The organism is Paenibacillus sp. QJM3NY_38 (assembly GCF_056173265.1).
Genome location: NZ_CM149665.1, coordinates 3,875,372 through 3,900,421 on the forward strand (window position 1 = coordinate 3,875,372; position 25,050 = coordinate 3,900,421).

The following is a 25,050-nucleotide window of genomic DNA, read 5'->3' on the forward strand; positions in this document are numbered from 1 at the left end:
GAATGGTGCGACGTCATAAAATAGGAATCTTACTTAACATTGGTTAACTCGACGAAAGAACCTTTAACTGGCTCGAAATCGTTCCAAGGTGAAAAGCTTCGTGAATCAGGATAAAGTTTAACAGCTCACCAGAGGTGTTGAAATGGAACGGTCCCAAGTCAAACGGAGCCGAAAGCTTCTCGCCCAGCATTTCAGGCGTCAACTCAGTGATACAGGAAAGCTGCGCCGTTAACATCTCGACCATCGCTTCCTTCGATGGAGGAGCAACCGTCCAATCCAAGGGCTTTGTGCCAGAGTTAAACAGCGTTTCATAAGAGTCCGGTACGATAGGCGTAGAGTCGAAGATCAAGGGAGAATACTTATCCATCCAATAAATCATATGGCCGACATTCCAACGAATCGTATTATTGAAACCAGCCGGTTGGATATCGAACAGTTCCTCCGGGATCGCCTGCACCTGCTGCTGCAGCACTTGACGTGCGGTTGTTGCCGTATTGATAATCATTTCCGACATGCTAATTCCTCCTTTATCGTGAGAACCGCTTGATATGTTCCCATTTTATGTCTTACGGAACTAACCATCAATGCAGTGGGCGTTACCGGAACGTTAAGTATCAGTTAACGATTATTCGTTGACAGAAGAAGAAGCCGGAGCAACAATAAGGATTGAGCATGATACAAGATGCATTAGAAAGCAGGTGCGATCATTGGAGTTAAAACAACTGCAATATTTCATGGCCATTTGTGAAGAGCTTCATTTCACGAGAGCTGCCGAAAAATTGGGAGTCAGCGCACCCAACATTAGCCAGCAGATAAGAAGATTGGAAGAAGAACTCGGAGTTCTGTTGTTCGATCGTGTGGGAAAAACGATTGTCCTTACTGACGCTGGAGCCATTCTTCGTGAACACGGTGCTGCCGTTTTCAGGCATCTGCAGCAAGCGGGCGACGCCATTGCAGATCTGAAGCAAATGCAAGGCGGCTCCCTTTCCATCGGGGTCTTGCCCGGTGACGCGGATCTCATGTTCAATGCCATGCTATTAAACTTCCATCAGACCTACCCCACCCTCTCACTGTCCCTTTTGGAAACCACGAAAGTAACCGAACAAGTCCTGGATCGAAGCATCGATGTGGGCGTAACCATTGGACCTGTTATCGATGAACGTCTCACGACAATTCCCCTGTTTCATGAGGAGTTCTCATTGGCTGTAAGTATGAATGATCCCCTTGCCACGGAGAATTTCATCCCCTTGAACAGGCTGCAAGGCTTAAAGATGGTCATGTTCCCAGGAGACCACCAATGCCGCAAGCTGATTGACCGCTTTTGCATGGACAACGGGTTTACACTACAGTCGCATTTGGTGACGACGACGTTATCTTCCCTCCTTCAGATGGTACAGAGCGGAGTCGGCACTTGTGTTCTGCCGCGACTTCTATTGGAGAATCTTCACAATCCGGACATCAAGGTCGTGCACCTCAGGAACCCTACGCCTTCACAGGACATTTGTCTGATCTACCGCAGCGACAGGTATGTCGGATACGCCATGCGCACGTTTATCAAGACTTTGAGAGCCTACATCGACACAGCTATCCATCAATCCAAGTCTTCGTAGAAGGTAGCACCACCAGTATCAAACCTGCTCAAGCCTTCTCCCTTCCACTATCTCAACTAAGAATGAATACAAACATTTCAAAATTCTTTTTTAGTACTGCATTGCGAATCTAGCCAATATATTCTAAAGACATGATCACGATCGCTTCTTCTATTCTCAGGAAGGGAAGAAAAGAATATGCCGATACCTCCGCCAATCTTGCAGAGGGGCGATACCGTTGGAATCGTTACCTTGGGCAGCCCGCTCGCTGCAGGCATAATTAATGCACGAATCGAATATTTGAGAGCAATGGAGCTTAATGTTGTATTGGGTCAATATGTATATGCGCAAAACGGGTTTCTTGCCGGCACAGACGAGCAGCGAGCCTCCGATTTAATGAGGATGTTTCGAGATGAGCAGGTAAAAATGATACTGCCTACCAGAGGCGGTACAGGCGTGGCAGGAATTCTTCCGTACCTTGATTATAATGAGATACGAAATAATCCAAAAATCGTCACGGGGTACAGCGACATCACGGTACTATTAAATGTACTGCATCAATATGTAGATTTAATAACATTCCATAGTCTGATGCTTATTGACTTCAAACCCGAAACGCCCGCTTATAATTTCGATCAGTTTTTTTCCGCGACATCCGTGTATTCACTAACCCGGCCAATCTTGAATCCGCCAGGGATGCCGCTGATAAGTCGTATTCCGGGCAACGTGACGGGGCAGCTTGTGGGGGGGGAATCTCACATCGTTTGTCGATACACTGGGCACGCCATTCGAAATCGATACACGGGGTAAAATTCTCGTTCTTGAAGAAACGCATGAACCTACCAATACCGTCTACAGATACTTGAACGATTTAAAGCTTGCCGGTAAATTTAATGACTGCATCGGCATTATTATGGGAGAATGCTCAGGCTGCCAGGCGGCTTATGGCATATCCTATGAAGATTTAATCAACGAATTTGTTGTACCTCTCGGCAAGCCGCTTATAACAAATCTTGCTACAGGACATGGGATGTATAAAGCCGCTTTGCCAATTGGCGCAACAGTACAACTCGATTCCGTCAATAATAGAATAACTACGGTTGAACCTACAGTCAGCGTTTAACTTCGGCTAAGACGATAAAAGGTCATGTCTATCGACAAGCTCCACAATTCTGAGCCGGCAAGGAAAATCCTCTACCCTTGTAATGAATGACGCACGGTTCAGCCTTATAAGCGCAAAAAAACAGCCTTGGCCGACTAACGGCTAAGGCTGTTTACATGTTTTCATACGAGCGAGTCATCGCCTTTGTTTGCATAGGAGCTGACGTGATCCCTGCTTTTTTTCTCCTCGAGCTGTGAATGGATAAAAATCACCTCGAGGAACAAATGGATCTGTTCTCGAAGTTTGGCTGAATCATGAGCAGCAGCTTATGGCGGAGGGCCTCATCATCGATCCTTCAGTATGCTGCTTTCTCATATAAATCAGCAGGCAATGCCTGCACGAACGGTGACCAATCGTCCGTTGTGTATGCATGAAGTCGGTGCATGGCCCGCGTACATGCTGTATACAGAAGTTTGCGATCGTTATCCCGGCTGTAAGCTTGAGGTGATGCCTCATAAATCAGAACAGCATCAAACTCAACACCCTTGGCGAGATATACGGGAATAACCATAACTCCTCTTTCAAAGGTGACCGTCTCCTTCGTAATGAGCTGCAATGCTTCGCTTCCTTGCTCCCTTAAAGATTCAAAGGCTGCGTGGCTTTCAGCCGCAGTCTTCGTAATGACGGCAATAGAGTCTAAGCCCTCGGCTTTAAGTGCCGCGATGTCTTTCAGTATTCGTGCATCACGCATTTCTTTGTCATCTAACTTCACAAGAAGCGGCTTATGTCCGCTCCTGTCAAAGGGGACGATTTCCAACTCAGCAGAGAGCAGCGTTTTCGTAAATTCCACAATCTCCCGTGTTGAACGATAGCTGCGCACAAGGCGGATCAAGCAGGTTTCGGCTTCACCATAAAGTCGAACCAGCGGCGAATCGGACTCATGCAGCTTGGTAGACTGCGTAAAGATCGCCTGCCCGAAATCACCGAGTACCGTCATGCGGGCACGCGGAAATAGTTTCTTGAGATACTCATATTGAAACGGCGAATAATCCTGCCCCTCATCGACGAACACATGCCGAATCCCCGTGTTCGTTCGAACGCCTTCGATCAGTTCTTTTAAATACAAATACGGAGTCGCATCCTCATAGAATAATTCGAGCCGGTCCAGCTTTTCTTTGGTTTGCCTACAAATTTCAGACCATAGAACGGGGATCTCGGTCTCATTCGTCTTCTCTTGATAAGCAGCTTCATCATCAAACAATTGGACGTATAAGCTTTGGACATCGATAAACGAAAATCTCCTCACGCCTTGCCTTAGCGGTTTGAAGCTCATCTTCACAATCCTTTGGCTGAGCATGTCTTCCTCCCGCTCGGCGAAGTCAAAGTCACCTTCATCTTCTCTGCGCTTATTTCTTATTTTCTCGTAAACAACGGCATAACGCTCGGCGATATCAAACACTTCCCTATCCTTATGCAGCTCGCTGAATACGTCCGCATATTGCTCGTTGTCGAGGTATTGAACCTCCTCCTCAACCCAGGACGCCCTCCGCTCTTTGCGCTCTAGTAATGAAAGTTCCTTCAGAAGCCACTTTTGTAAGAGATCAACACGATTGGCTAAGCTCAATGAAGGATCGTAGCTGTAAAATTGGGTTCTCATTTGCTCCGACGTTATCAGAACACGATCCCGAAACCGAATGCCTTTAAACAGCATGCCTTCCCGCCCCAGCCACTTCGCATAATTCTGCAGGGCCCTCATGAAAGCTTCGGATGCCTTGTACTTCATCCCTTGAAGACGAGCCTCGTAAGTCGGAGTTGATTGTGCAGTCAGCACATATTCGATCTGATTGAAGGGATCCTCGACATGGAAGGATGAACCCAGCCAATATTCGAGATATTCCTGAAAAGTCGTCTGCTGCATGTTCTCCTCGCCGAGCTCGGGAAGGACAGTGGATACATAACTGTTGAACATTTGATTGGGCGAGAAAAGTACGATCTGGTCTGCCTTAAGCGAATCGCGGTTTTTGTATAGCAAATACGCCACACGTTGCAAGGCTGCGGAGGTCTTCCCACTGCCAGCCGCCCCCTGCACGATAAGCAGCCGGCTAAAATCGTTTCGGATGATGGCGTTTTGTTCCTTCTGGATGGTTGATACGATACTCTTCATTTGGGAGTCCGCGCCTTTGGCCAGCATTTGCTGGAGCAGCTCGTCGCCGATCGTTACGTTCGCATCAAACATATGACGGATTTGTCCATCGTGAATCTGATACTGCCGTTTCAACTCCATCATACCCGTGATCTGCCCGACCGGCGTAACGTAAGAGGCCGCACCGGGGGAATGGTCGTAGTAAAGACTCGCGATGGGACTGCGCCAATCATATACCAGGAAGCTCAATTCATCTTCATCGACGAAGGATGATACGCCGATATAAATCTGCTCGCTCACGTTCAAGCCGTCCTCTAGAAAATCAACACGCCCAAAATAAGGAGACGGCAGCAGCCGATGTAAGCTCCTCCATTGCTGCGTCAGAAGCCGGTGACGACGCTCCCTTTCGGATAACACCGCAGCCTGTTGTTTAATCGTATAAAATGTTTCTTCAAACTCTTCGTCCGAGCTCGTGTTGACCGTAACCTCTTCCCAGAATCGCCTGCGAATCTCAGCAGCCTGATCGCGCATCCCGGTAACGCTTGGTTCCAACTGGTCGATCCTCGCCTTCATCTTTCCCCTTACCTGATCCAGCCGTTCTTGTTCTAACTGCCATTCCTTCGCTTCTTCCATGTTTTTCTGAACACACTCCTTCTCAATCTGGTCCGAAAAATGTGCATTGACAAATCAGGGTCACCGATGTACAATTAGATTAGGATAAGAAATTATAATATCGCTTTCATCATGATTTTCAATTGCGCTACTGATTATAACATAGCGCTTTTTTGTGTTCAATTGGTTTTTGTACTCCTTGGCGCATCTGCCAAGTTTTTTTATTTTCCCGTAACATCAAAAAAACCGCGTTGTAGGAAGAGTTCCCGCAACCCGGTTTTATCCAATGTTAGTCCGCTGGCGTTTACGTGTTTTTCTTTATGATGGTTTGGTCGTGACAGGTTATAACGCGCCCACAACCCGGTGAGGTACATACGGCTCTTCAAGGGAGGCAATCTCCTCCGGTGTGAGATTGACCGAAAGAGCAGCTGTTGCATCTTCGAGATGCGAAATTTTGGTCGCACCAACGATAGGTGCTGTAACCGGTTGTTTTTGCAGCAACCAGGCAAGAGCAACCTGAACACGGGGAATGCCTCGCTCTGCCGCAATCTCTGCAACCCGCTCCACAATTACCCGATCGGCATCGGCAGTAGCATCATACTTGGATTTTTGAACCATGTCTGTTTCGGAACGGTGCGTCGTTTCCGACCAATCGCGTGTCAATCGTCCCGATGCTAACGGGCTGTAGGGGATCACACCGATTTTTTCGGATAAGCACAGCGGCATCATTTCGCGCTCTTCTTCGCGGTAAATGAGGTTATAATGGTTCTGCATCGAGACGAACCGAGTCCAGCCATTCATCTCGGCAACATGCTGCGCTTTTAGAATCTGCCATGCATACATGGCTGAAGCTCCGATATAGCGGACCTTTCCGGCTTTCACCACATCATGCAGAGCCTCCATCGTTTCTTCGATAGGCGTATTATAATCCCAACGATGGATCTGGTACAGATCGACATAATCGGTACCCAAGCGCTTGAGGCTTTTGTCGATTTCACTCATGATTGCTTTCCGGGACAGACCCATACCGTTAGGACCTTCGTGCATACGGAAATGAACTTTGGTCGCAAGGACGATTTCATCCCGATTGGCATAATCCTTTAATGCGCGACCCACAATCTCCTCACTTGTACCGTCTGAGTACACATTCGCCGTATCGAAGAAGTTGATGCCGAGCTCCAATGACTTTTTAATAATAGGACGACTGTTCTCCTCATTAAGCACCCATTGATGCACCCACCGCTCTGCTGCGCCAAATCCCATGCATCCAAGACAGATGCGGGATACGTCGAGCCCGGTATTCCCTAGTTTCACATATTCCATGAAGATCCCTCCTACATTTAAGTCTATCACCTAGAGTTAACTCTAGGTCAATCCTTATTTTATAATGTACCATCTATTTATATAGGCGCGATTTCTGCGACTTAGTATGCCTATTGGATCGGCAGCCCCTCCCAGGTATATACTCATTCCTTAAAATGCGGGCTTAATCACCATAAGGAGAATAATCATGACTGCTATTAAGTTTGCCACCATATCTCGGGATTGCTTTCTTTGAAATAACGTCTTATATTCTGAGGAAATCTCGCTGGGCCCTGACGTATTCGACGCGATTTCTTGCATTTGTTTCAGGATGGGTTCAACCGCAAAGATCGCATACATGCCTGAGATAAAAAACAAAACTAGCGAAGCGATGTACCATTCCGTTTGAAATAAGTAAGGGTTTATCCAGCCCATCAATAATCCTGATATGAGGATAACACCAAATGAAACATTGGCATTTCGGTTCAATTTTTCAACGATATGATGAGCATATCTCAACTGTTCCGCCGACTTCGCCCTCTTCAAAATCATATTGAACAGAAACACCGGTCCTACTCCAAAAATTGCGGATAGAATATGGAACACTAACAGTGAAGTATACAGGTAATACATCTCATCATCCCCTCTCTATCCCTTGCTCCAAGTAACACAATATATTTTCCTGAAGTTCGCATTGATATCAAGCGCATCAACTAATACCTTAGCCAAGTCTGCTCTAGAAATTTGATATGGACCGGAAGGGAAACCATGACGTTGTTCCTGAACCCTTATCTTTCCGGTTGAAGGGTCATTATTTAATTGAGCTGGTCGGTAGATACTCCAATCAAGGTCACACTCCCGGATGACTTTCTCGGCTTTATCAAGTTCCGTCAATTCGTGACGATAGATCCATCTTGCGAATGAAGCAAAGATTCTGGGGCGTTTGGCTTCAAGTAAATAAGAGCTGACAAAAATGAGACGCCGGATATTCCTTTCCTGCATCGAGCTGATCATTGTTTTCGTAACGCCGGCTACATCGGTTTTACCGCCGATAATCGCAATTACTGCATCACTACCATCAATCGCTTGAAGAACGTCAGATTTATGAAGTCCATCTCCAGCTACGATCTTGTCAAAGCTCTGATCCATACTTAACAACTGCGGACGTCTTGTAAACGCAACAAGCTTGTGCCCACGTGTCTTACCGTACTTTAGAACCTCCATGCCTGTCGCACTCGTTGAACCTATGACGGTTATTCTCACATCCATCTCCCCTACTCATTAGAATCACTGACGAGTTGAAGTTTGTACATATTTGTTCAAATTGTTTAATATGATTTTTAACAACCTCATTAATTCCAGGTACTCTTCTGCTGAGATCCCTTCTGTTCCAATCTCCATTACTTCTGCTAGCGCTTCCTCAATCTTCGGAACGACAGCCCTTCCGGAATCGGTTAGATATATCTTTTGGTTCCGTAGATCGATGGGGTCAATTTCTTTGCGAATATAACCCTCAGATTCAAGCTTGCGGATCGCCTTTGCCGTCGTTGTCTTGTCGACCATCAATTGCTCGCTTAGTGTTTTCTGATTCACCTCCTCTTTCATTGAGAGCATCAGCAAAAACATGTGTTGCCCAAATCCCAAGCGAAGCGGGGCAAGACGCGGAGTAAGCAGCATATGCAAATGTCGATTGATTGCGGTTATTTCTTTTCCGTACGATTCGTTCTGGAATTCAATCCTTTTCATCATATTCAACCCCAATAGTATTATTAACCAACTATATACATCATAATTGAATTTAGTTGGTTATGGCAACTGAATTTATGGCATACAACAGAATTCCAGTTTGTTTACCATTCCAAGCTTCTACTTTCGAATATTTTCTATCCATTTAGATAATAGATTGCGATCCTTTATAAAAAAAAGCCGCGATTATCGCGACTTTGAATGCTAAGTGTGTATATCCTCGTAGAAATGAAATTTCTTCCTGCAGCTCACCAAACATGATTCCGGACTACCTCTCTCAATTATTGGCGTTTGAATGTGTTGTGGTCTGCTGCTCTAAAACTTATTCTTGAGTTTGCCGGAACCTGCCAATGCCCGTTATCTCCCCGCATCAATACTTTTCGACTTGATCGCTACGTCTCCTAGGCTCGCGATCTCCTTGAGCTTCGACAACTTCAACAACCGACGACAGGAACGCTAGCGCCAATCCTTGTCCCCAGCCTTGTGCCCATTTCCGGTCAATGCCGAGATATCCTTCGATGTCGTTCATGACCGCCGTTCCCCCGGACACGTTCAGAACCCGTCCGTTATCCGCTATATTGGCGAGAATGCCGGCCAAGGCTTTTCTCACATATTTCGCGTGCAGCGGATTGCCCTGCATCACCATCGCTGCTGCAATACCCGCTGTAGCCGATACTTCGCCGTAAGCTTCCGGGTAATCGAGCACGGTGCCCCACAGACCGTCCTCATGCTGCATCCGTTTAATTGCCGCCAACTGGTCGCGTAAGGAGCTCCATATGTGCATCATGGGAGGATAAAGATAGCCTTCCGGTAGCCCTCTTGCCGCTCGGGACATCGTATAGGCTGCCCAGGCGTTAGCGCGCGCCCAATGAATGCCGGACATATGGTCCTTTTTGACATGGTTATAGCCATGGTACCACAGCCCGGAATCCTCATCTTGCAAGTAATGAATATGCCGTTCGAATTGATGGAGCGCGTCGTCGATGAGCACCTTCTTCCCGAGGAGCACGCCGACCCGAAGCTCCAAAAATGCCGCCATGAACAAAGTATCCGCCCAGCACTGCTCCGGAAAGTCATTGTTAGCCGACACCGTATGCTGAAGGACCCGGTCGCCGAAACGCAAAGCATGATGCTCCAAATAATCAATCTTGCTTAAAATGAGATCCAGATATTTTTGATCCTTCGTCTGTTCATACAGGGTCAGCAGCATATGCCCCATCGCACAGGTGTTCACGGTCCATCCTTCCGGAATGCCCGCCTCTAAGTACTCCTCCACCCAATCGATCATCCGTTCCAGGTAAGCTTGCTCGCCAGTCACCTCGAACAGTCGGCTAATCCCATAGAATGCGACACCGCCCGGCCAATCCCACGTCAAATCCATCCCGAACGTATAATCTGAAACACGCTTGGCGGTTTGCTTTAAATCTTCTAAATCGATATCTAGTTTCAGATTCATATTGCCCTCCATATCATCCAGAGCCCCCGCTTTTTGGCAGGAGCTCGGAGTTTTGGTGATTTTCGTGATTACCGGAATTGACCTGCATCAATCGCTTTTTGCTTCTCGTCCAAAATCTCTTGATAGCCGGCGTCGAGGAATTTCTGCTTGGCCGCTTCGTATTTCGCATCGAACTGGTCTGCTGGCGCAAGGATAATGTCGAGATACAGCTCTTGGAAGAGGTTGTTCAAATCCGCCTTATACTCGGTAACCTTCTCAAGGACTACGGTGAACAGCGGATCCGGCGTCTGGTATGGTTTGGTCTCGTTTCGATATTGAATCATGTCTTCGACAATTTGCTCATAACCCGCAGGCGTCCAGTTATTTTTGTTAGCTTTAAGCGTTAGCTCTGGCGTTGCGAAGGATGGTGCTTCCGTTACAAGTGCCCAATAGTCCTTGTTATTGTTCTGAGAGAGTACGGATTCGCCCTTGAAATCCGGTTTTTTCACCGGCAAGCCATCGGAATCGAGCGTATAGTTCTCACCTTCCACCCCGTTCTGCAGGAACATCAGATTCTCCGCTTGGCTCATCCACTCGAGATACATCCATACAGCAGCACGCTCCTCTTCCGTCGATTCATGGTTAATTCCCATGATCAAGCCAAACGGCCAGTCGGCGCGTCCTTGGGGCATATTGCCCTCCGGTACGCCCGAGCCAGGGGGAAGCACGGCAAATTCAGCTTCCGGATTATTCTTCAGCGTTGCTTCAAACGCATCGGTGTTATTGGTCAGGTACAAACCGTAGGTGCCCGTATTTCCCGCAACAAACTCGGCCTTGAGCTTGTTATCATCGTCGCGCAGATAGAACTCCTTATCGATAAGTCCGTTATGGTATTGATAGCTTAGGTTACGCAGCCAGGCTTCGGTTGCCGGTGTCGTAAAATCCGCAACGGATAGATCGGAATAAAGCGCGTGCGTCTTCGGATCAACCGGCCAGTCACGGAATCCGTAACTATAGTTGAACACGTTCCGTGTCAAACCGGCCCCGGCAACGCCGATTCCTTCTTCGTTCCATTTCATGAGCATTTCATTGTACTTCTCGAGCGAAGTCAAGTCCTCGATTTTCATTCCTACTTTCTCAACCCAGTCTTTACGAATGATATTGACAAAGTTGCTGAAATCAGGACGAGCAGCGAAGAAGAAGGTGTTTTTTTCGTCAACGACGCCGTATTGCAGAATCGTCTCGCTCAAATTGCTCCAATAGGTTGGGGCATAGTGCTCAATCTCTTGCCAGTCCAGCTCCTGCATAACACCTTCTCCATAGTATGCAAGCGCTTGCGGCATGTCGTAGTGGAAAATGATATCCGGCGCCTTGCCGGCTGCGAGCAGCTGCTGATAAGTCGTAACTTCGTTGGTACGAGCGATCGGCGTGAACTTGACCTCGATATTGTATTTGTCGCCGAATTCCTTCTGAATCCAGCGTGTATAGTAGTTGTCGGTGACGTTCCAGCCTTCGAACGCACGCTCATATACTGGAATTTCGAGTGTAACTCTTTCCGGGAAACCTTGCGAGTAATCGGGATAGCTGCCTTCGGCGTTTTGGCTTGGAGAAGTCCCCTCATTCGTTGGAGAAGGCTCCTTCTCACCATTCGTACTGCTCCCCGTGCAGCCGGCCATAAGACTGGCAATGAAGATTAAAGCCATGAACAAAGACATGATTTTCGTTTTCGGTTTGCTCATCGTATATCCCCCTTAACATCCTCATAATATCGATGCAAAAGAATCTGGAAACGCTATTCCTTGATAGCCCCAAGCATGACTCCTTGAACAAAATACTTTTGAATGAACGGATAGACACAAATGATCGGTAATGTTGCAAAAACGACACATGCTGCTTTGAGCACTTCAGGATTGCTGAGCGAGACTTGCGTCATCTCTAGCTGAAAGCTCTCGCTGGCCTGAACCACCAGGTAATATAGTTTCAACTGCAGCGGCCGCAGATCGACATTATGCTTAATATAGAATAGGGCGTCCTGATAAGCGTTCCAGCGTCCGACTGCGTAAAAAAGGGACAATGTCGCTAGAATCGGCTTTGAGAGCGGAAGTACGATGCTGAACAGGATCCTGAAATGCCCCGCCCCATCCATCCGGGCCGATTCTTCCAAGCTCGCCGGAATATTGCTGGAGATTGAAGTCCTTAAGATCAGCAGGTTAAATGCGCTAAAGGATAGCGGTAATATAAGCGACCACATCGTATCAAGCATCCCCAGGCTGTTGATCAGCATATATTCGGGAATAATGCCGCCTCCAAAGAACATCGTAAACATAAAGATGAAGTTAAAAAACGAACGGCCTTTAAGCTGCTTACGGGATAGCGGGTAGGCTGCACAAATGGTGACGATCATGCCGATCAGTGTGAACAGCACCGTAATGATTACGGATATGTAAAGAGACCTCAGAATACTCTGATCGGCAAAAACTTTGCCGTACGCATCCAGAGTGAACCCCGCCGGCCAGAGAAACACCTTGTTAGCGATGACGTAGGCGTCTTCGCTTAAAGATTTGGCAACGACATGAACGAATGGCAGCAAGCAGGCAAGTGAGGCAGCAATAAGTATGAGCCGTATTAGAATATCCCATATGTCCAGTTTCCTGGTGCGGCGCACCGCATAGCTCCTAGTGAATGTCTTCATCGCTTCCCTCCTTTCTAAATGACTCCATCTTCACCCAGTTTCTTGGCAACCCGATCAGCAATTAAGATAAGGACAAGCCCCACGACAGCTTGGAACAACCCGAGAGCGGTTGCTCGGCTGAAGTTGCCGCCTTCAATTCCCCAGCGATATACCAGAACGGGAATGGTCGTGGTGAACTCCGTGGTTGCTTTGTTCGCTAAGGCAAAGACACGCTCAAAGGAACCCGCCATCACGTGGCCAAGGTTCAAAATCAGCAATGTCACGATCGTCACTCGAATCGAGGGCAGAGTAATGTTCCACATTTTCCGCCACCGGCCTGCACCATCGACGACCGCCGCTTCATACAGCTCGGGGTTAATGCCGCTAATTGCAGCCAGGTAGATGATAGTTCCCCAACCCATACTTTGCCATACCCCAATAAAGATGTAGCTGATCAGCCAATTGACGTTCTCTTGAAGGAACGGGATGCGTGTTCCCCCCAGATTCGCGATCAGATTATTGATCATACCGGTTCCTTCACCCAACAATTGATAAGCGATTGCGCCGATAATGACCCAAGACAGAAAGTGCGGTAAATAAAGCAGAGTCTGATTCACGCGTTTGAAGAAAGCGTTCTTGACTTCGTTTAGCAGCAAAGAGAGTATAATCGGCATTGTAAAGCTAAATATAAGGTCCGACACATTCAGCAAAAGCGTGTTGCGGATGGCGCGAGCGAAATCGGGCTTTGCGAATATGTCTTTAAACACTTCCAGACCGACCCATTCGCTGCTCCAGAATCCGTGGGCAATCTTGTAATCCTTGAACGCAAGCACAAGACCGCTCATCGGCGCGTACTTAAAGACCAAGACAAACGCTAAAGGAATGAGAAGCAGAAAATAGAGCTGCCAATCCCGACGAAGATAATAGAGAGTTCCCTGCTTCTTGCCTGCGAAGGGGATTAAAGCGGTTTCATTTCCTGGTGCTGCATCTTGGACTTTCAAAATCTCACCTCCTCCATACGTGATCTCTCCCGGTTCATATCCCCGGCTCGGTGGCCCCGAGGTTGGATTTATCATATCGCCCCGTTCGTCCGAAGGTAAACGCCGAATATTGATACGCTGCAGCCACTATTGATCCAAATTGCAGTCGATCCGTTATTCCTGAGAACCCAAGAATCATTTTTGTCTATTTGAATCAAATATTGTCCTGCTCACGAGGTTGTGGATCTCTGCAGCTTGAAGCTGCTCGGCGGCATGCCTTCAAATTTTCGGAACAGACGATTGAAGCTTCGAACATTCATGTAGCCTACCTCGGATGCAATCTGTGCAATCGACAGGTTACTGTCAAGAAGCAGCTCCTTTGCCTTCTCGATTCGGAGCAAATTGAGATAGTCGGACAAGCTTTTACCCGTTTGTTCATAGACAATTTTTCGCATGTAGGAGTAACTGATTCCGATTTGCTTAGCCATTTCTTCAAACACGACTTCTTCACGATAGTGCTCATTCAAATAATGGATAATTCGATCGGCATATTTGTTGGACCCGCCCGGTGACCGCGTAAGGTAGTGAACAATCTCGCTGTAAAATTCAATAAGATATTCTTCAAGCTCGTCAAGCGTATCTATAGAAGCAAGGGCAGCGTAAATGTTCCCCCGCGTCGAGAAGATCCGCGCCGTGCTAACATCATTCTCCCTAAGGTGTTTAATGGTCACGCCAACCAATTGATGATAGATGAATAGGATATTATCGTAGGACACGTATTCGGCGGAACGTATTTCGTTACGAATGATTCTTAGTTCTTCGATGATGCAGTCCAGATCGCTATGACCAAGGAAGTTCAGAATTCGTCTTTCGCTGTTAACAGGATAAATGTATTTTTTATCCCGCCCTTCTTCCTCCTTCCAGCACGTAATGCCGCCATTGCCGGCAATCATGCGCTGCTTGATCGCTTCCATCGCCTCTGCAAAGCGATCCGAGATCAGGCGAATTGAATCTGCGGGACTGCTTACGCCGATCGTTACGGAGTGCTCCAGCAATTCCGCCGCACTGTTCCTCATCATGTCTAAAGCCGCATAAATGGAAAGTCTATAGTTGTCATCTTCCTCCTGTCTGTAGTTGATCAGGATTGCGAAGTGGCCGTCACCATGATAGACGCAGCGCGCGTGAACATCTTTCGGGAATAAATCGTCACATTTGGAGATGAGCAAGTAGCGATGGTAACTGCGCGTTTCCGGATTGTTCAGGCTTATATAAGTTCGGTAACCGTCGATGGAAACGACGGCTACAAGAAAGTGCAAGTCCGGGAAAATCTCTTCCGCTTGTGGGGTCACTTCACCCCGCAGCAAACTATGGATGGCGTGGCTTTGGGCATCCTGCTCGCGGATACTTAGCAGCTTATAAAGTCCTTCTTCCTCTTCCTGCATGCGTCTGAATGCCGCCTCCAGAAAGACGAGCTCATTCTTATCGCGCACCCCCGGATTGACTCGGCCGCGTACCGTACGGACCAATTCCCTGGCTGGCTTGGATAACCATGTCGCAATAAAAACGGTCAGTATGGACCCCGCAAAAATAATAACGATCGTAAGCAAAAGGATACTTCTCTGCAAGGTAAGGGGCTTATTCATCAATTCGTCGACCGAGTAGATGCTTACGTTCGTCCAACCGAATTCTTTCGTAGGGGACCACGCATATAGCAATCGCTCGCCGTTAAGCTCGCGGAACATGTACCCTTCAGGCAATGCTTGCCGGGCGATTTCGCGAATATACGGCTCCTCGTAGGCGTTCTTGAGCAATAAATCTTTGTCATGATGTGAGATGATGGTACCGCTTGACTTCATAAGCAAATAGCCTTGCTTGCCTGACTTCGATGATTGCAAATACTGCTCGATTTGACTCTCCTTCAGATTGACAACGATCGTTCCGCGTGTAGCGGTTGACAGCCGGTTTAAAGGCAGTGCGAACGATAAGACCTTAACGCCCGAATCGAGCTTGCGCGGATACCATACGCCGCGTATCCCTTTTTGCTCCATAAGCGCCTCGTTCAGCCAGTCGATGGACTCGTATCTGTCCAAGCTCGTTATGCCTCTGTCCGTAGAAATCACGTAATTCGCGTCGTCCAGGTAAAAGAAAGATGAATACACCCCATCGACGCTCTGATTCAGATTCAACAATTCCTTGAGCACCGCCATCGCTTTGCTTACATTCATGTAATTCGTCTTAAGCTCTGCAAGAGACTTATAAGGACGGATTCGATCGAAGATGTCGGTGCCTCCTAGGCGTACCGTATTCTGGGACAAATTGTTCAAAGCATTCTCATTAAGCTCGCGATTGGCATTTAATTCTGCAAGCGAAGTTTCCGCAAAGGCATGCTCTGAATTCTGTAGAATCTGAGAGCTGCTATACCAGGTTAAAATTGCCATCGGAATGGCCATGATGCAAAATAGGATTAATGCCAATTGCATCATCATTGGAATTCGCTTCATTGGACCCCTCCATACCCTTATTTTCTATAGAAAATCACTTATGTATTAAGATAACTAAAGCGCTTACATTTGTCTTCATTTTTATGTTTATGGTGGTTTAGTTCTGAGCCTCGTCTTATCTGAGTTTCCCATTATATGTTAAGTCAATCTTGTTCAACTCGTAAATCGCCACAATTGATATTCATTGTCAATATCTGATTCTCTTCGTATAAAGGATCATATCTTACCATGATGATCAATAATGGCATGCCTAATATTTTGCAATTACCCTACTCATTCCAAGTTATTAAACTTGGTTGTTTTGCTGCCGCTCGAATGGCTTGGACTTTCGAGTTTATATTAAATTTATTTAGCTGTGCTAGAGTAAGTGCGACAAATTAAAGAGGGGGAAAAACCTTTGAGGAAGCTATTAAGCCCATCACCGATTGGGTCTCAACCAAAAAGGGATGTGGATTATAAGTCTGGACTGGCTGATCGTTATGGTCGGTTTAAGCGCGGGTTCCATGCTAGGCGATTACAAAGCGACCAACTTCCAGTCACAAGCCTCCAGACTTGGCAACGAGATTGCCAGGGGTTTGAGTACAGACTTCTATATTACAGGTCCAGCCGGGATTGCCGGCGATACGATCAAGCTCTTCGAGCAGGCGGATTTTGATCTGCTACTTGCCACCATTGTCATCATTCTTGTATTATTGATCGTTATTTACCGTTCACCGCTGCTTGCCTTCATTCCTCTGCTTGCTACGGCTAAATGCTCATTCTGTTCTTCACGGATTTCCGTGATTATCAAAATTTTGCGCCGGTATTCGGTTTGGCTATGTTTATTATTATACTCGCTTCCCCACCCTTGTCCCTGCCCTGTTCACCCTGTTTGGAAGGAAAGCGTTCTGGCCTAAGGTTCCTCACTTGGGTCAGAAAAATGAAATCAAACACGGTTTCTGGGGACAGTAGCCAAATTCGTGTGAACAAGCCGCTGCTGACCGGTGGAATCGTGTGGCTGTCTTCATGATCATGACCGCCTTGAACGTATTCAACCTGAAATATGAATTAGACACCGTCAAGAAATTTCCCGAAAACTTGCCTTCGCGTGTAGGTTATGAGATCGTGGAATCTAAATATAACAATGGCGAGCTTGCACCCTCGACGCTTCTTCTGGAATCCGAGAACACGCTATCCGACGAGCAGATCGATCAATTCCTGAAAAAGCTGGAGAATTACGAAGAAATCGACTCCGTCCGCTTGGCCGGCATCACGGAAGATTCCAAGGCAGCAAAGCTCAGCGCTGCCTTGACGATGAATCCTTATTCCACCAAAGCTATCGATTTATTGAAAAGCTCCAGGGCCAGACCGACGCCTTTCTTAACGAGTTGTCTCTTCGGGGCAATGTTTACTACGGCGACGTCACAGCCAAACTAGTCGATGAACCAACGGTGACATTATCAAAGGTCATCATTCTGGAAACGGTTCTGATTCTCGTGCTGCTTGTTGCCTTGACCCGTTCGTTAAAAATGTCGATGTACATGATGGCCACCATCCTCATTTCTTACGTGTCCGCCCTTGGCCTGGGCATCTTCCTGGTCAATATGCTGTTCGGGTACGAATCCATCAGTACACGTGTTCAAAGCTCTCATCCCAGGTATAATGTAAGGTATGGAGGAGTCTTCCGTGAAAATTTTAGTCGTAGACGATGATTACGATATCCTGCAGCTTGTGACCATCCATTTGAGGCGGGAAGGCTATACGGTTTTACAAGCTCATAACGGGAAGCACGCGCTGGAGCTTCTGGAAGAGTCGGAGGTAAACCTGGCCATCGTGGATGTCATGATGCCCGGGATGGATGGCTTTTCCCTGACTAGAATACTAACGAAAGAGCTCGACATTCCTGTCATCCTGCTGACCGCCAAGGGACAATTATCCGACAAGGAACAGGGGTTCAAATCAGGCTCCGAGGATTATCTTGTGAAGCCTTTTGAGCCAAAGGAGCTGCTGTTTCGGGTTGCCGTTGTTCTTCGCCGCTATGGCCGCGCAATGGAAAGTGTTTTGAAGGTCGGCAATGTGAAGATCAACCGGAACGATTTTGAAGTAATCATCAAGGATGAAACCATTCTCTTTCCTCTAAAAGAGTTTGAGCTGCTGACCATGCTGGCAGTACGGGCCAACAAAGTAACTCCCCGGTCCGTTCTTATCGAGCAGGCATGGGGTGAGGATTATCTAGGCAACGAGATGACATTGAATACGCATATGAACCGGATCCGCGACCGCCTCAAACGTTACAACGCTTCGATCGAGATCAAGACCGTACGGGGCATTGGTTATAAATTAGAGGCGACCGAATGAAAACATTATACCGAGAGTTTATATCCACAACACTGCTCATTCTAGGGATCAGCATCCTCATCGGATTTATTCTGGCAAACGTCGTCTACGTGATATTTACCAAAGAAGAAATCACGCAGCAAAACATGGAAGTTGCCGAGCAAATCGTCCACGTTCTCGAGGAAATGCATGTATCGAGCCATACCGTGCACCCCTTCCTTGAGTCCGTCGGACAACTAGGATACCAGATTTATTTGGCTAACCGTTCCGGGGAGGCGTATTTTTTCGGTGAGCCTTTTGAGCATAGCCGACTGCCTGACCACACCATGGACCAGGTGTTAAGCGGCACGCCGTATATGGGGAAAGACGGCATATGGGATCAGTTCTGGATGATGGGGCATTTCTCCAATGATATTAGAAACACCGTCGGGCTCCCCCTTCAAATCGGAAATCAGACTTATGCTCTATTCGTCAAACCGGCCAGCAAAATCCTATTTTCCGATATCCATATGATGCTGGCGGGATTTATCGTAGCTGTCGCCATCGTGAGCCTATTGGGTGTAATCAAAATGACCAAACGGCTAATCCACCCCATCTCGGAGCTGTCCGAAGCGACGAAAGCGATCACCAACGAAGATTTTACGTATTCGCTGGATATCCATCGTAAGGATGAGCTGGGCCAGTTGGCTGAGAACTTCCTGCGAATGCAGCAGCAGCTGCAGCATAATGACGTCGCCCGGAAGTCCTTCATCAGCAACGTGTCTCATGATTTTCAATCTCCATTAATGAATATTCAAGGGTATGGAGACCTGCTTCTTCTTCCGAATCTGGATGAGAAGACGCGGCTGCAGTACGCGGGTATCGTGAGCGATGAAGCTAGAAGATTATCGAATCTGACCAAGCAGCTTCTGCTGATTACGTCCCTGGATCAATCCGGTTACCCGGTGAAAAAGAGCCCTCTCCGACTGGATCTGCAAATCAAGGAATCCATCAAAAAACATCAATGGAGTCTGCAGGACCGGAACCTGACCATCTCATACAAATTAGATAAAGCCGTGTTGTACTCCGATCGCGAGCTGCTGGCGATCGTGTGGGATAACTTGATAACGAACGCCATTAAGTACAACCAACCGAACGGCCATATCTTCATTTCCTGCACCACCGCCGGAAACAAGATCATCCTCACATTCGAGGACACCGGTGTCGGTCTGTCGGAGGAATCCGCCAAGCAAGTGTTCGAGCGCTTCTACCGGGTGGATGCAACCCGCAAGAAAGACGGGACAGGGCTTGGCCTGTCCATTGTTAAAGAAATCGTCACACTATTAAACGGAACCATAACGCTCGAGAGCGAGCTTGCGAAGGGTACGACCTTCACTGTTATTTTTCTAATGGAAGGACATGATGAATCATGGAACAAAAATGGAGTTTACGGTTAATTCGATATGCAGCGCTGTTCGGCATTTTCGGAACCTATCTTGGTTCCAAAATGTCTGGCGAGATGGATTACTCCCTTCGTCCGATCCACGCCCACATTTTACTGGTCGGCTGGTTGTCGGTATTTGCTTGGGGAATCTTCTACAAGGCATACAAAGTAAGGTATAAGAAACTGGTTGCTGTTCACGGCTGGCTGGCGATTCTGGGGTCCTTCGGCTTAACGTTCGGAATGTGGATGTACAATTTGAATCCTTTTCAGCTGGACGACAGTTTGGTTTTGGTCTTGTTTATTGTGGGCGGTTCGCTCCTGCTGCTTGCCTTTCTGTTATTTGCCATCATTACATTTTTTACGGAAAAAGAACAACAATAAGCTTCTTCTAAATAGAAAACAGCCAATCCCTCTCAAAAAGAAGGATTGGCTGTTTTTCATTAGTGGATGCTGCGTTAATTCCTTGAATCATCAAGGATTGAATTATTGATTTCTATAGGAACAGTGCTTATTGTGTTGTTACGCAAATAGCTCAATTCCAAGGAAAAGGAGCAGACCGTTAACACTTGCATAAGCACTGAGGAGATGTTGTTTCGAATCCTTCTTATAGCATCTTTCAACAACGGAACGGAAAGCGTGAAGAACAGCTACCACAAGTATAACGTCCTGATAAGCCGACGATCTCCACTCCCAAACAATCCTCATGAAGTAAAGGGCGATTAGGGACACCGCTATGATGATCAACTCCCCAATCAGATGAAATCGATTGATATGCTTATAGAGCAGCTGATTTGAATCGTTGGATACCTTGAGCTTTTTTTTTATCCATAAGTACCCGGAGACGAATACGATCGAATATAGAATGAGACTGAGTAAGAGCATTCTAAAGTCACCCCTTTCCAAAGTTAGCGGCCGTACAACAGCTGGTATTCCCGTAAAGGCGGTTGCAACGAGTTTAACCGAAGCACCTGGACACAAGTTTAACTTTTGGCATTGCAGGATAGTAAGAGGAATATAATATTCTTAAAAATAAACTACCAATTAAAGAGGAGAATGGTATGGAAGAGAGTATGCTCCACATATTATCCATTATCGTCACTTTTATGTTTATTTCTATTGCCGTTTTTCAAGTGTTGCTCGCGCTTGGTTTGCCTTTAGGCGAATTTGCAATGGGTGGCTATTATAAAGTGCTGCCCTACAAATTACGTGTTGCAAGTGCTATAAACGCTATTATACTTCTCGTTATGGGAGTTGTTTTTTTGCAGCATACTAACGTCATCAATATCTTTAATGTTCTGCCTACAAATATTTTGGTTTGGGTGATTACTGTATTTCTGGGATTGAATACGATAGCAAATCTAATATCCAGAAGTACAAAAGAAAAATATGTAATGACACCATTATCGAGCATTGCGTTTATATTGTGTTTCATGATCTCTTTATCATAAAGTTTTCAATGCATACAGTTGCGAAATGATCCGGTCGAGTCTATCTTTGATGAGGATCGCCTCTGCATATCGTACAGGAATAGCTTCATATCCGTAGTAGATACCTGCCAATCCGCCGGCAATAGCTCCGATCGTATCCGAATCATCTCCTAGATTGGCCGCCTTCTGAACGACTCCTGCAAAATCCGACGTATGGAGCAAAATATGCAGTACCCACCGGAAGGTGTGGACCACATAACCGCTTGCCGGGCAATCCGGCTGTGCTTCAATGATGCCTTCGTATTCGCTACCCACCACCTCGGCCATGATCGCTGTTCTTAAATTTTCACCCTGCAAAAGGCGCTGGGCCATTCGGTTGTACATGACGCAGACTTCGGCACACCTTGGATCATAATGCGTCATCCGTGACTGCATGATGGTCACTCGGTCAATATCCGCCGGGTCCTTGTAGGCAAGTGCTGCAGGCAGGCATCGCATGAGGGAGCCATTCCCGCCGCTTTGCCCCATATCCATGTGCGCCACAAAGGCCGCTTCGAACCAGTCTCCCTCATACTTTTGAAAAACATGACGGATGATATTCCCGATGTCTTTGGGCCTCGAATGGTACCATTCCATGAAGAAACGCCCAATCGCCTCCATTGGCTCCCCTGGATTTTCGTGAATTCCTTCTGCCACGCACAGCGTCATCATCGTATCGTCGGTCACTTCACCCGGTTCCAGCTGCCACACCCCGCCGCCGATGATCTCCGTCAAATAGCCGTGCTTCTCCTTAATCTCCTTCACACTCATAAACTCCGTCGTTCCGCCAAGCGCGTCGCCTACAGCCACTCCATACAGGCCGCCTTTGATGCGGTCATATAATATATTGTCCATACAACCACCTCGTATCTGTTCATTAAATAAGAAATCCATTAAGTTAATTATAACAAAACGGACAGCGGTCATCTTCTAAATATAAAGAAACGGGCATCGGTAAATTAAAAAAGCCGCGATTATCGCGACTTCGGCTGTGCAAATGCTCTAACCATCTCGATTCGTAAAGGTATTGTGCTGGAAGTTACCCCTCCCCCGGGAATGAAGAAGAGCCGACTATTTTTTTAGCCGGCTCTTCTTCACATAACCTTATCGATCGTGCGAGATTATGTCTCTTGTGCAGTAAGTACATGTTCCGGCGCTTTTTGGTTCATGATCGGCACCATGACGAGTGAGCCAAGAAGAAACAGTAATCCTGCTCCGCTATAGATCGTACTCAGCGAAAAGGCGTTCTTTAACGCGCCAGCGAAAGACATGGAAATGACCATCATGCCAACAAACATCGGATTCAGAACCCCATTCACCCGACCGACAATGGAAGCATGCGACCATTTCAGGATCATGGTGCTGATCCCGATATGAATGCAAGGAAAAACAAGCCCATTTAGAAATTGAACGGTCAGCGTGACCGGAACACTAGTCGAATACCCCACTATGGTTGTACAGACCGCGCCTGCCAGCATGCCGATGGCAAGAAGAACCTGCGGCGGAACCCGCTTCGCGAAGACGGCCACGATTCCGCCGCCGATGAGCATGGCTGCGCCATTCACCATTAGCAGATATTGCAGGAACTCCTCGCTCCTGCCCAGCCGCTCCGTTACGATAAACAGGTTGAGCGCTTGGGCTACGCCAACAGCGAGTCCGGCGAGAATAAACGCAAGTCCGAGCATGCGCAGCACTTGGCTTTGCAAAACATAGCGGAAGCCTTCAACGAAGTCCTTACGAAATTGCCCTTTTACGGCGGCTGTTTGAGATTTCATATCATCCTCCGGCAGGCGAATCAGGACGAGCGCGGATAACAGAAAAACTACGCCCATTACAGCAATCGATGTTTCAAGGCCAAACGTGCTGTAAACGAATGTGCCTAGCATAGGGCCAAGGACCATGAAGATGGCCATCAGCGATTGGAATAAAGCCATCCCCTGCTGCAGTTGTTCTTCAGACACGTGATACTTAAACAATCGCATACTTGAAGGTTGCGAGAACTGCGAAAGAATAGCTGAGATGAATGCGACAAGGTAGACGGATTGCCATGAACCGTAATGGATGGTCAGAAGCACTACGAATACCGATACCGCGGATAATAAATCGCACCAGATCATCGTTCGCTTTGGCTTCCAGCGGTCCGCAAATGTACCTCCGATGAACGAAAAAACAAATATCGGGGCAAATTCTGCTACGCTGATTAGCGAAATAGCATATGGATCATTATTGGTTCTATCCGCTACATACAGGAGGATAGCAAAATTACGTACCCAGATTCCGATCTGCAGAAGCACGCTTGATAATAAAATGGTCTGCAGGAACCGATTGCGAAGAAGGCTTGGTGCATGGGTGCTTGTGTCGTGCCTATTCAATCTTTTCAACCTCCAATTTGTCTATAAAAATGCCATCTTGAGTAGTGGTATGTCTCTCCTTTCCAATCCTTATTATACGGACCTCAACATCGTTGACCTCCTCCTTAAGACTGAATTTACATATTCAATATTCGAATCTACTTAGCACGTTAAGTACCATTTCATTCAACCAAAAAAGCCGCCAATAGCAGCTTTTGCATCCTGATTAAATCGGGTTCTTCTATTCGGAGGCTTTATACTTTCTGATTGAACCGGCGTTTGCCGTTAGCGTCAAGACATCCTTGCCAGATGCTCCTCAAGACGGTCTATGCTCTATTCGAGGACCGTGTATAATAAATTTCCACGTGCCGCCCGGTTTCATATCAAACTGCTGAGTAGTCATCGTAAAACCTTGAGGCCCCCACCACTTCGACAAGTGCTCCTCTTTCGTCCAAGCATCAATCACGATCTCGCGCGGAGCATCAAATATGCGGGTGATCACAATCTCGCATTCACCTACTTGCGTTTCCATATTGTTTACTGCGTTATTTTGGTTCATCATCATCCCTCCTTGTTGACAACTCCTGTATTCGATCATAGCAAATGTTTCATTCATGGATTTCTTACAGATTGCTCTTTTGAAAAATCCAATCACTCCATTGGAAAACGCCCGATTACCTTCATCATGGCTTCCATATCGGCTGACAAAAAAAGCCGCGATTTCCGCGACTTCGTTTGTGTGTATATGTCCTTGTCCTTTGACAATGCCCTGAGACTTTTCAGCGCTTTTCGTTCACTTACCTTCCTCGTCGGCCGAGGGACCGTAGATGCCCGGCACCGGAATATCAAGCAGCCGTAAATAAACGCCGAGCTGCGCACGGTGGTGGACCATGTGGCTTAATCCGAAGGTGCGAAACGCGATCGCCCGCGGTTTGCGCAGGATGATATGGTCGCCGTTCCGCAAGGTCCATTCCTCGGCGAGCGTTCTCTCATCGCATTCGTCTAACAGCTTTTCAAGCTTGACAACGTTTGCGTCGAATTCTTCCAACACATCATCGCGTCTTTCTAAGGCTTCCCGCCGAAGCGGTACGGTCGAAAGATCGAATTCCGGGTACAGAAAAATTGCGATTTGCCAGTTTAGGATGTTGATCAGGTGCGTGGCAAGTCCGCCCAACGACATGGATTTGACGTGAGGCTTCCACGTCATATGCTCCTCGGGCAATCGCTCCAGGATGCGGCGCGTAGTTGCCAGCTCATGGCTGGCGTCACCGACGATCAGCTGTTTCACCATAATTTCCTACTCCTCCTTTTTATGGTTAGCATACTAAAAAAACGGTCGAGTGAAAAGGCTTGTCTCGGTCGTTCGACAACCGATAACGGGGCGACATGCAGATAACCATTCGCTGGCTTAAC

The 25,050-nt window shown here is 47.2% G+C and carries 23 protein-coding genes and 2 pseudogenes; 9 read left to right on the plus strand and 16 right to left on the minus strand.

The features are described 5' to 3' along the window. Positions 1-43 precede the first annotated feature (43 nt). The gene (locus tag AC0VZ8_RS17795) at positions 44-514 is read right to left on the minus strand and encodes a DinB family protein (protein WP_475483878.1); all 471 of its coding nucleotides are present in this window, start codon (positions 512-514) and stop codon (positions 44-46) included. A gap of 193 nt (positions 515-707) precedes the next feature. Between AC0VZ8_RS17795 and AC0VZ8_RS17800 the strand changes: the two genes are divergently transcribed. Both AC0VZ8_RS17800 and AC0VZ8_RS17805 read left to right on the plus strand, forming a co-directional pair. Continuing rightward, positions 708-1,610, plus strand: a complete 903-nt coding sequence (locus tag AC0VZ8_RS17800; RefSeq protein WP_475483879.1) for a LysR family transcriptional regulator — start codon at positions 708-710, stop codon at positions 1,608-1,610. A gap of 177 nt (positions 1,611-1,787) precedes the next feature. Then, positions 1,788-2,712 (plus strand): annotated as a pseudogene (locus AC0VZ8_RS17805) (S66 peptidase family protein). Between the two features lie 334 nt (positions 2,713-3,046). Here the strand turns inward: AC0VZ8_RS17805 and helD are convergent. The 10 genes from helD to AC0VZ8_RS17855 all read right to left on the minus strand — a co-directional run bounded on the left by helD (position 3,047) and on the right by AC0VZ8_RS17855 (position 16,081). Next, the gene (helD, locus tag AC0VZ8_RS17810) at positions 3,047-5,467 is read right to left on the minus strand and encodes an RNA polymerase recycling motor HelD (protein WP_475483880.1); all 2,421 of its coding nucleotides are present in this window, start codon (positions 5,465-5,467) and stop codon (positions 3,047-3,049) included. A gap of 321 nt (positions 5,468-5,788) precedes the next feature. Beyond that, positions 5,789-6,769: an aldo/keto reductase gene (locus tag AC0VZ8_RS17815; RefSeq protein ID WP_475483881.1), complete on the minus strand. Its 981-nt coding sequence runs from the start codon at positions 6,767-6,769 to the stop codon at positions 5,789-5,791. A 150-nt stretch (positions 6,770-6,919) separates the two neighbouring features. After that, entirely contained in the window at positions 6,920-7,381 is a 462-nt protein-coding gene (locus AC0VZ8_RS17820; protein ID WP_475483882.1) for a DUF2269 family protein, read from the minus strand. Positions 7,382-7,396: 15 nt separating this feature from the next. After that, positions 7,397-8,011 (minus strand): NAD(P)-dependent oxidoreductase, encoded by a 615-nt coding sequence (locus AC0VZ8_RS17825; protein ID WP_475483883.1) that lies wholly within the window; start codon positions 8,009-8,011, stop codon positions 7,397-7,399. Positions 8,012-8,035: 24 nt separating this feature from the next. Beyond that, positions 8,036-8,497 carry a MarR family winged helix-turn-helix transcriptional regulator gene (locus AC0VZ8_RS17830; RefSeq protein WP_260067849.1) on the minus strand — a complete coding sequence of 154 codons (462 nt, stop codon included), beginning with the start codon at positions 8,495-8,497 and terminating at the stop codon, positions 8,036-8,038. A gap of 367 nt (positions 8,498-8,864) precedes the next feature. Then, positions 8,865-9,950, minus strand: coding sequence for a glycoside hydrolase family 88/105 protein (locus AC0VZ8_RS17835; RefSeq protein ID WP_260067850.1), 1,086 nt, complete (start codon positions 9,948-9,950; stop codon positions 8,865-8,867). Between the two features lie 68 nt (positions 9,951-10,018). Beyond that, the gene (locus AC0VZ8_RS17840; RefSeq protein WP_475483884.1) at positions 10,019-11,668 is read right to left on the minus strand and encodes an extracellular solute-binding protein; all 1,650 of its coding nucleotides are present in this window, start codon (positions 11,666-11,668) and stop codon (positions 10,019-10,021) included. Positions 11,669-11,721: 53 nt separating this feature from the next. Next, positions 11,722-12,621 (minus strand): carbohydrate ABC transporter permease, encoded by a 900-nt coding sequence (locus AC0VZ8_RS17845; RefSeq protein WP_071220825.1) that lies wholly within the window; start codon positions 12,619-12,621, stop codon positions 11,722-11,724. 14 nt (positions 12,622-12,635) lie between these two features. Next, positions 12,636-13,601, minus strand: coding sequence for an ABC transporter permease (locus AC0VZ8_RS17850; protein ID WP_233354967.1), 966 nt, complete (start codon positions 13,599-13,601; stop codon positions 12,636-12,638). A gap of 209 nt (positions 13,602-13,810) precedes the next feature. Beyond that, entirely contained in the window at positions 13,811-16,081 is a 2,271-nt protein-coding gene (locus AC0VZ8_RS17855; protein WP_475483885.1) for a helix-turn-helix domain-containing protein, read from the minus strand. Between the two features lie 446 nt (positions 16,082-16,527). Between AC0VZ8_RS17855 and AC0VZ8_RS17860 the strand changes: the two genes are divergently transcribed. The 6 genes from AC0VZ8_RS17860 (at position 16,528) to AC0VZ8_RS17885 (ending at position 20,201) form a co-directional block, all read left to right on the plus strand. Beyond that, entirely contained in the window at positions 16,528-16,977 is a 450-nt protein-coding gene (locus AC0VZ8_RS17860) for an MMPL family transporter (RefSeq protein WP_475483886.1), read from the plus strand. 97 nt (positions 16,978-17,074) lie between these two features. Beyond that, positions 17,075-17,497, plus strand: a complete 423-nt coding sequence (locus AC0VZ8_RS17865) for a hypothetical protein (protein ID WP_475483887.1) — start codon at positions 17,075-17,077, stop codon at positions 17,495-17,497. Positions 17,498-17,511: 14 nt separating this feature from the next. Next, positions 17,512-17,772, plus strand: a complete 261-nt coding sequence (locus tag AC0VZ8_RS17870) for an MMPL family transporter (RefSeq protein WP_475483888.1) — start codon at positions 17,512-17,514, stop codon at positions 17,770-17,772. After that, on the plus strand, positions 17,747-18,418 hold the full coding sequence (locus AC0VZ8_RS17875) for a response regulator transcription factor (protein ID WP_475483889.1): 672 nt from the start codon (positions 17,747-17,749) through the stop codon (positions 18,416-18,418). The genes AC0VZ8_RS17870 and AC0VZ8_RS17875 overlap by 26 nt, the downstream gene beginning before the upstream one ends. Further along, positions 18,415-19,833, plus strand: a complete 1,419-nt coding sequence (locus AC0VZ8_RS17880) for a sensor histidine kinase (protein ID WP_475483891.1) — start codon at positions 18,415-18,417, stop codon at positions 19,831-19,833. Before AC0VZ8_RS17875 ends, AC0VZ8_RS17880 begins: the two co-directional genes overlap by 4 nt. Continuing rightward, positions 19,806-20,201 carry a hypothetical protein gene (locus AC0VZ8_RS17885; RefSeq protein ID WP_220684992.1) on the plus strand — a complete coding sequence of 132 codons (396 nt, stop codon included), beginning with the start codon at positions 19,806-19,808 and terminating at the stop codon, positions 20,199-20,201. Before AC0VZ8_RS17880 ends, AC0VZ8_RS17885 begins: the two co-directional genes overlap by 28 nt. 138 nt (positions 20,202-20,339) lie before the next feature. Here AC0VZ8_RS17885 and AC0VZ8_RS17890 read toward each other — a convergent pair whose 3' ends face one another. Next, positions 20,340-20,702, minus strand: coding sequence for a DUF4181 domain-containing protein (locus AC0VZ8_RS17890; RefSeq protein ID WP_475483892.1), 363 nt, complete (start codon positions 20,700-20,702; stop codon positions 20,340-20,342). A gap of 176 nt (positions 20,703-20,878) precedes the next feature. Between AC0VZ8_RS17890 and AC0VZ8_RS17895 the strand changes: the two genes are divergently transcribed. Further along, positions 20,879-21,268, plus strand: a complete 390-nt coding sequence (locus AC0VZ8_RS17895; RefSeq protein ID WP_475483893.1) for a hypothetical protein — start codon at positions 20,879-20,881, stop codon at positions 21,266-21,268. Here the strand turns inward: AC0VZ8_RS17895 and AC0VZ8_RS17900 are convergent. The 4 genes and pseudogenes from AC0VZ8_RS17900 to AC0VZ8_RS17915 form a co-directional block, all read right to left on the minus strand. Next, positions 21,263-22,141: an ADP-ribosylglycohydrolase family protein gene (locus AC0VZ8_RS17900; RefSeq protein WP_475483894.1), complete on the minus strand. Its 879-nt coding sequence runs from the start codon at positions 22,139-22,141 to the stop codon at positions 21,263-21,265. The two genes, AC0VZ8_RS17895 and AC0VZ8_RS17900, sit on opposite strands and share 6 nt — an antisense overlap. Before the next feature lie 266 nt (positions 22,142-22,407). After that, on the minus strand, positions 22,408-23,658 hold the full coding sequence (locus AC0VZ8_RS17905) for an MFS transporter (protein WP_475483895.1): 1,251 nt from the start codon (positions 23,656-23,658) through the stop codon (positions 22,408-22,410). A gap of 319 nt (positions 23,659-23,977) precedes the next feature. Continuing rightward, positions 23,978-24,196, minus strand: a pseudogene (locus AC0VZ8_RS17910) (SRPBCC domain-containing protein); the annotation flags it as partial. A 234-nt stretch (positions 24,197-24,430) separates the two neighbouring features. After that, entirely contained in the window at positions 24,431-24,928 is a 498-nt protein-coding gene (locus tag AC0VZ8_RS17915; protein WP_475483896.1) for a DinB family protein, read from the minus strand. Positions 24,929-25,050 lie beyond the last annotated feature (122 nt).

Bases quoted from the DNA above. Each gene is read 5' to 3' on its own strand.
- AC0VZ8_RS17860 (WP_475483886.1), top strand. From the start codon at position 16,528: ATGTGGATTATAAGTCTGGACTGGCTGATCGTTATGGTCGGTTTAAGC.
- AC0VZ8_RS17880 (WP_475483891.1), top strand. From the start codon at position 18,415: ATGAAAACATTATACCGAGAGTTTATATCCACAACACTGCTCATTCTA.
- AC0VZ8_RS17795 (WP_475483878.1), bottom strand. From the start codon at position 514: ATGTCGGAAATGATTATCAATACGGCAACAACCGCACGTCAAGTGCTG.
- helD (WP_475483880.1), bottom strand. From the start codon at position 5,467: ATGGAAGAAGCGAAGGAATGGCAGTTAGAACAAGAACGGCTGGATCAG.
- AC0VZ8_RS17885 (WP_220684992.1), top strand. From the start codon at position 19,806: ATGGAACAAAAATGGAGTTTACGGTTAATTCGATATGCAGCGCTGTTC.
- AC0VZ8_RS17830 (WP_260067849.1), bottom strand. From the start codon at position 8,497: ATGATGAAAAGGATTGAATTCCAGAACGAATCGTACGGAAAAGAAATA.
- AC0VZ8_RS17900 (WP_475483894.1), bottom strand. From the start codon at position 22,141: ATGGACAATATATTATATGACCGCATCAAAGGCGGCCTGTATGGAGTG.
- AC0VZ8_RS17895 (WP_475483893.1), top strand. From the start codon at position 20,879: ATGGAAGAGAGTATGCTCCACATATTATCCATTATCGTCACTTTTATG.
- AC0VZ8_RS17815 (WP_475483881.1), bottom strand. From the start codon at position 6,769: ATGGAATATGTGAAACTAGGGAATACCGGGCTCGACGTATCCCGCATC.
- AC0VZ8_RS17890 (WP_475483892.1), bottom strand. From the start codon at position 20,702: ATGCTCTTACTCAGTCTCATTCTATATTCGATCGTATTCGTCTCCGGG.
- AC0VZ8_RS17855 (WP_475483885.1), bottom strand. From the start codon at position 16,081: ATGAAGCGAATTCCAATGATGATGCAATTGGCATTAATCCTATTTTGC.
- AC0VZ8_RS17820 (WP_475483882.1), bottom strand. From the start codon at position 7,381: ATGTATTACCTGTATACTTCACTGTTAGTGTTCCATATTCTATCCGCA.
- AC0VZ8_RS17835 (WP_260067850.1), bottom strand. From the start codon at position 9,950: ATGAATCTGAAACTAGATATCGATTTAGAAGATTTAAAGCAAACCGCC.
- AC0VZ8_RS17840 (WP_475483884.1), bottom strand. From the start codon at position 11,668: ATGAGCAAACCGAAAACGAAAATCATGTCTTTGTTCATGGCTTTAATC.
- AC0VZ8_RS17915 (WP_475483896.1), bottom strand. From the start codon at position 24,928: ATGGTGAAACAGCTGATCGTCGGTGACGCCAGCCATGAGCTGGCAACT.
- AC0VZ8_RS17845 (WP_071220825.1), bottom strand. From the start codon at position 12,621: ATGAAGACATTCACTAGGAGCTATGCGGTGCGCCGCACCAGGAAACTG.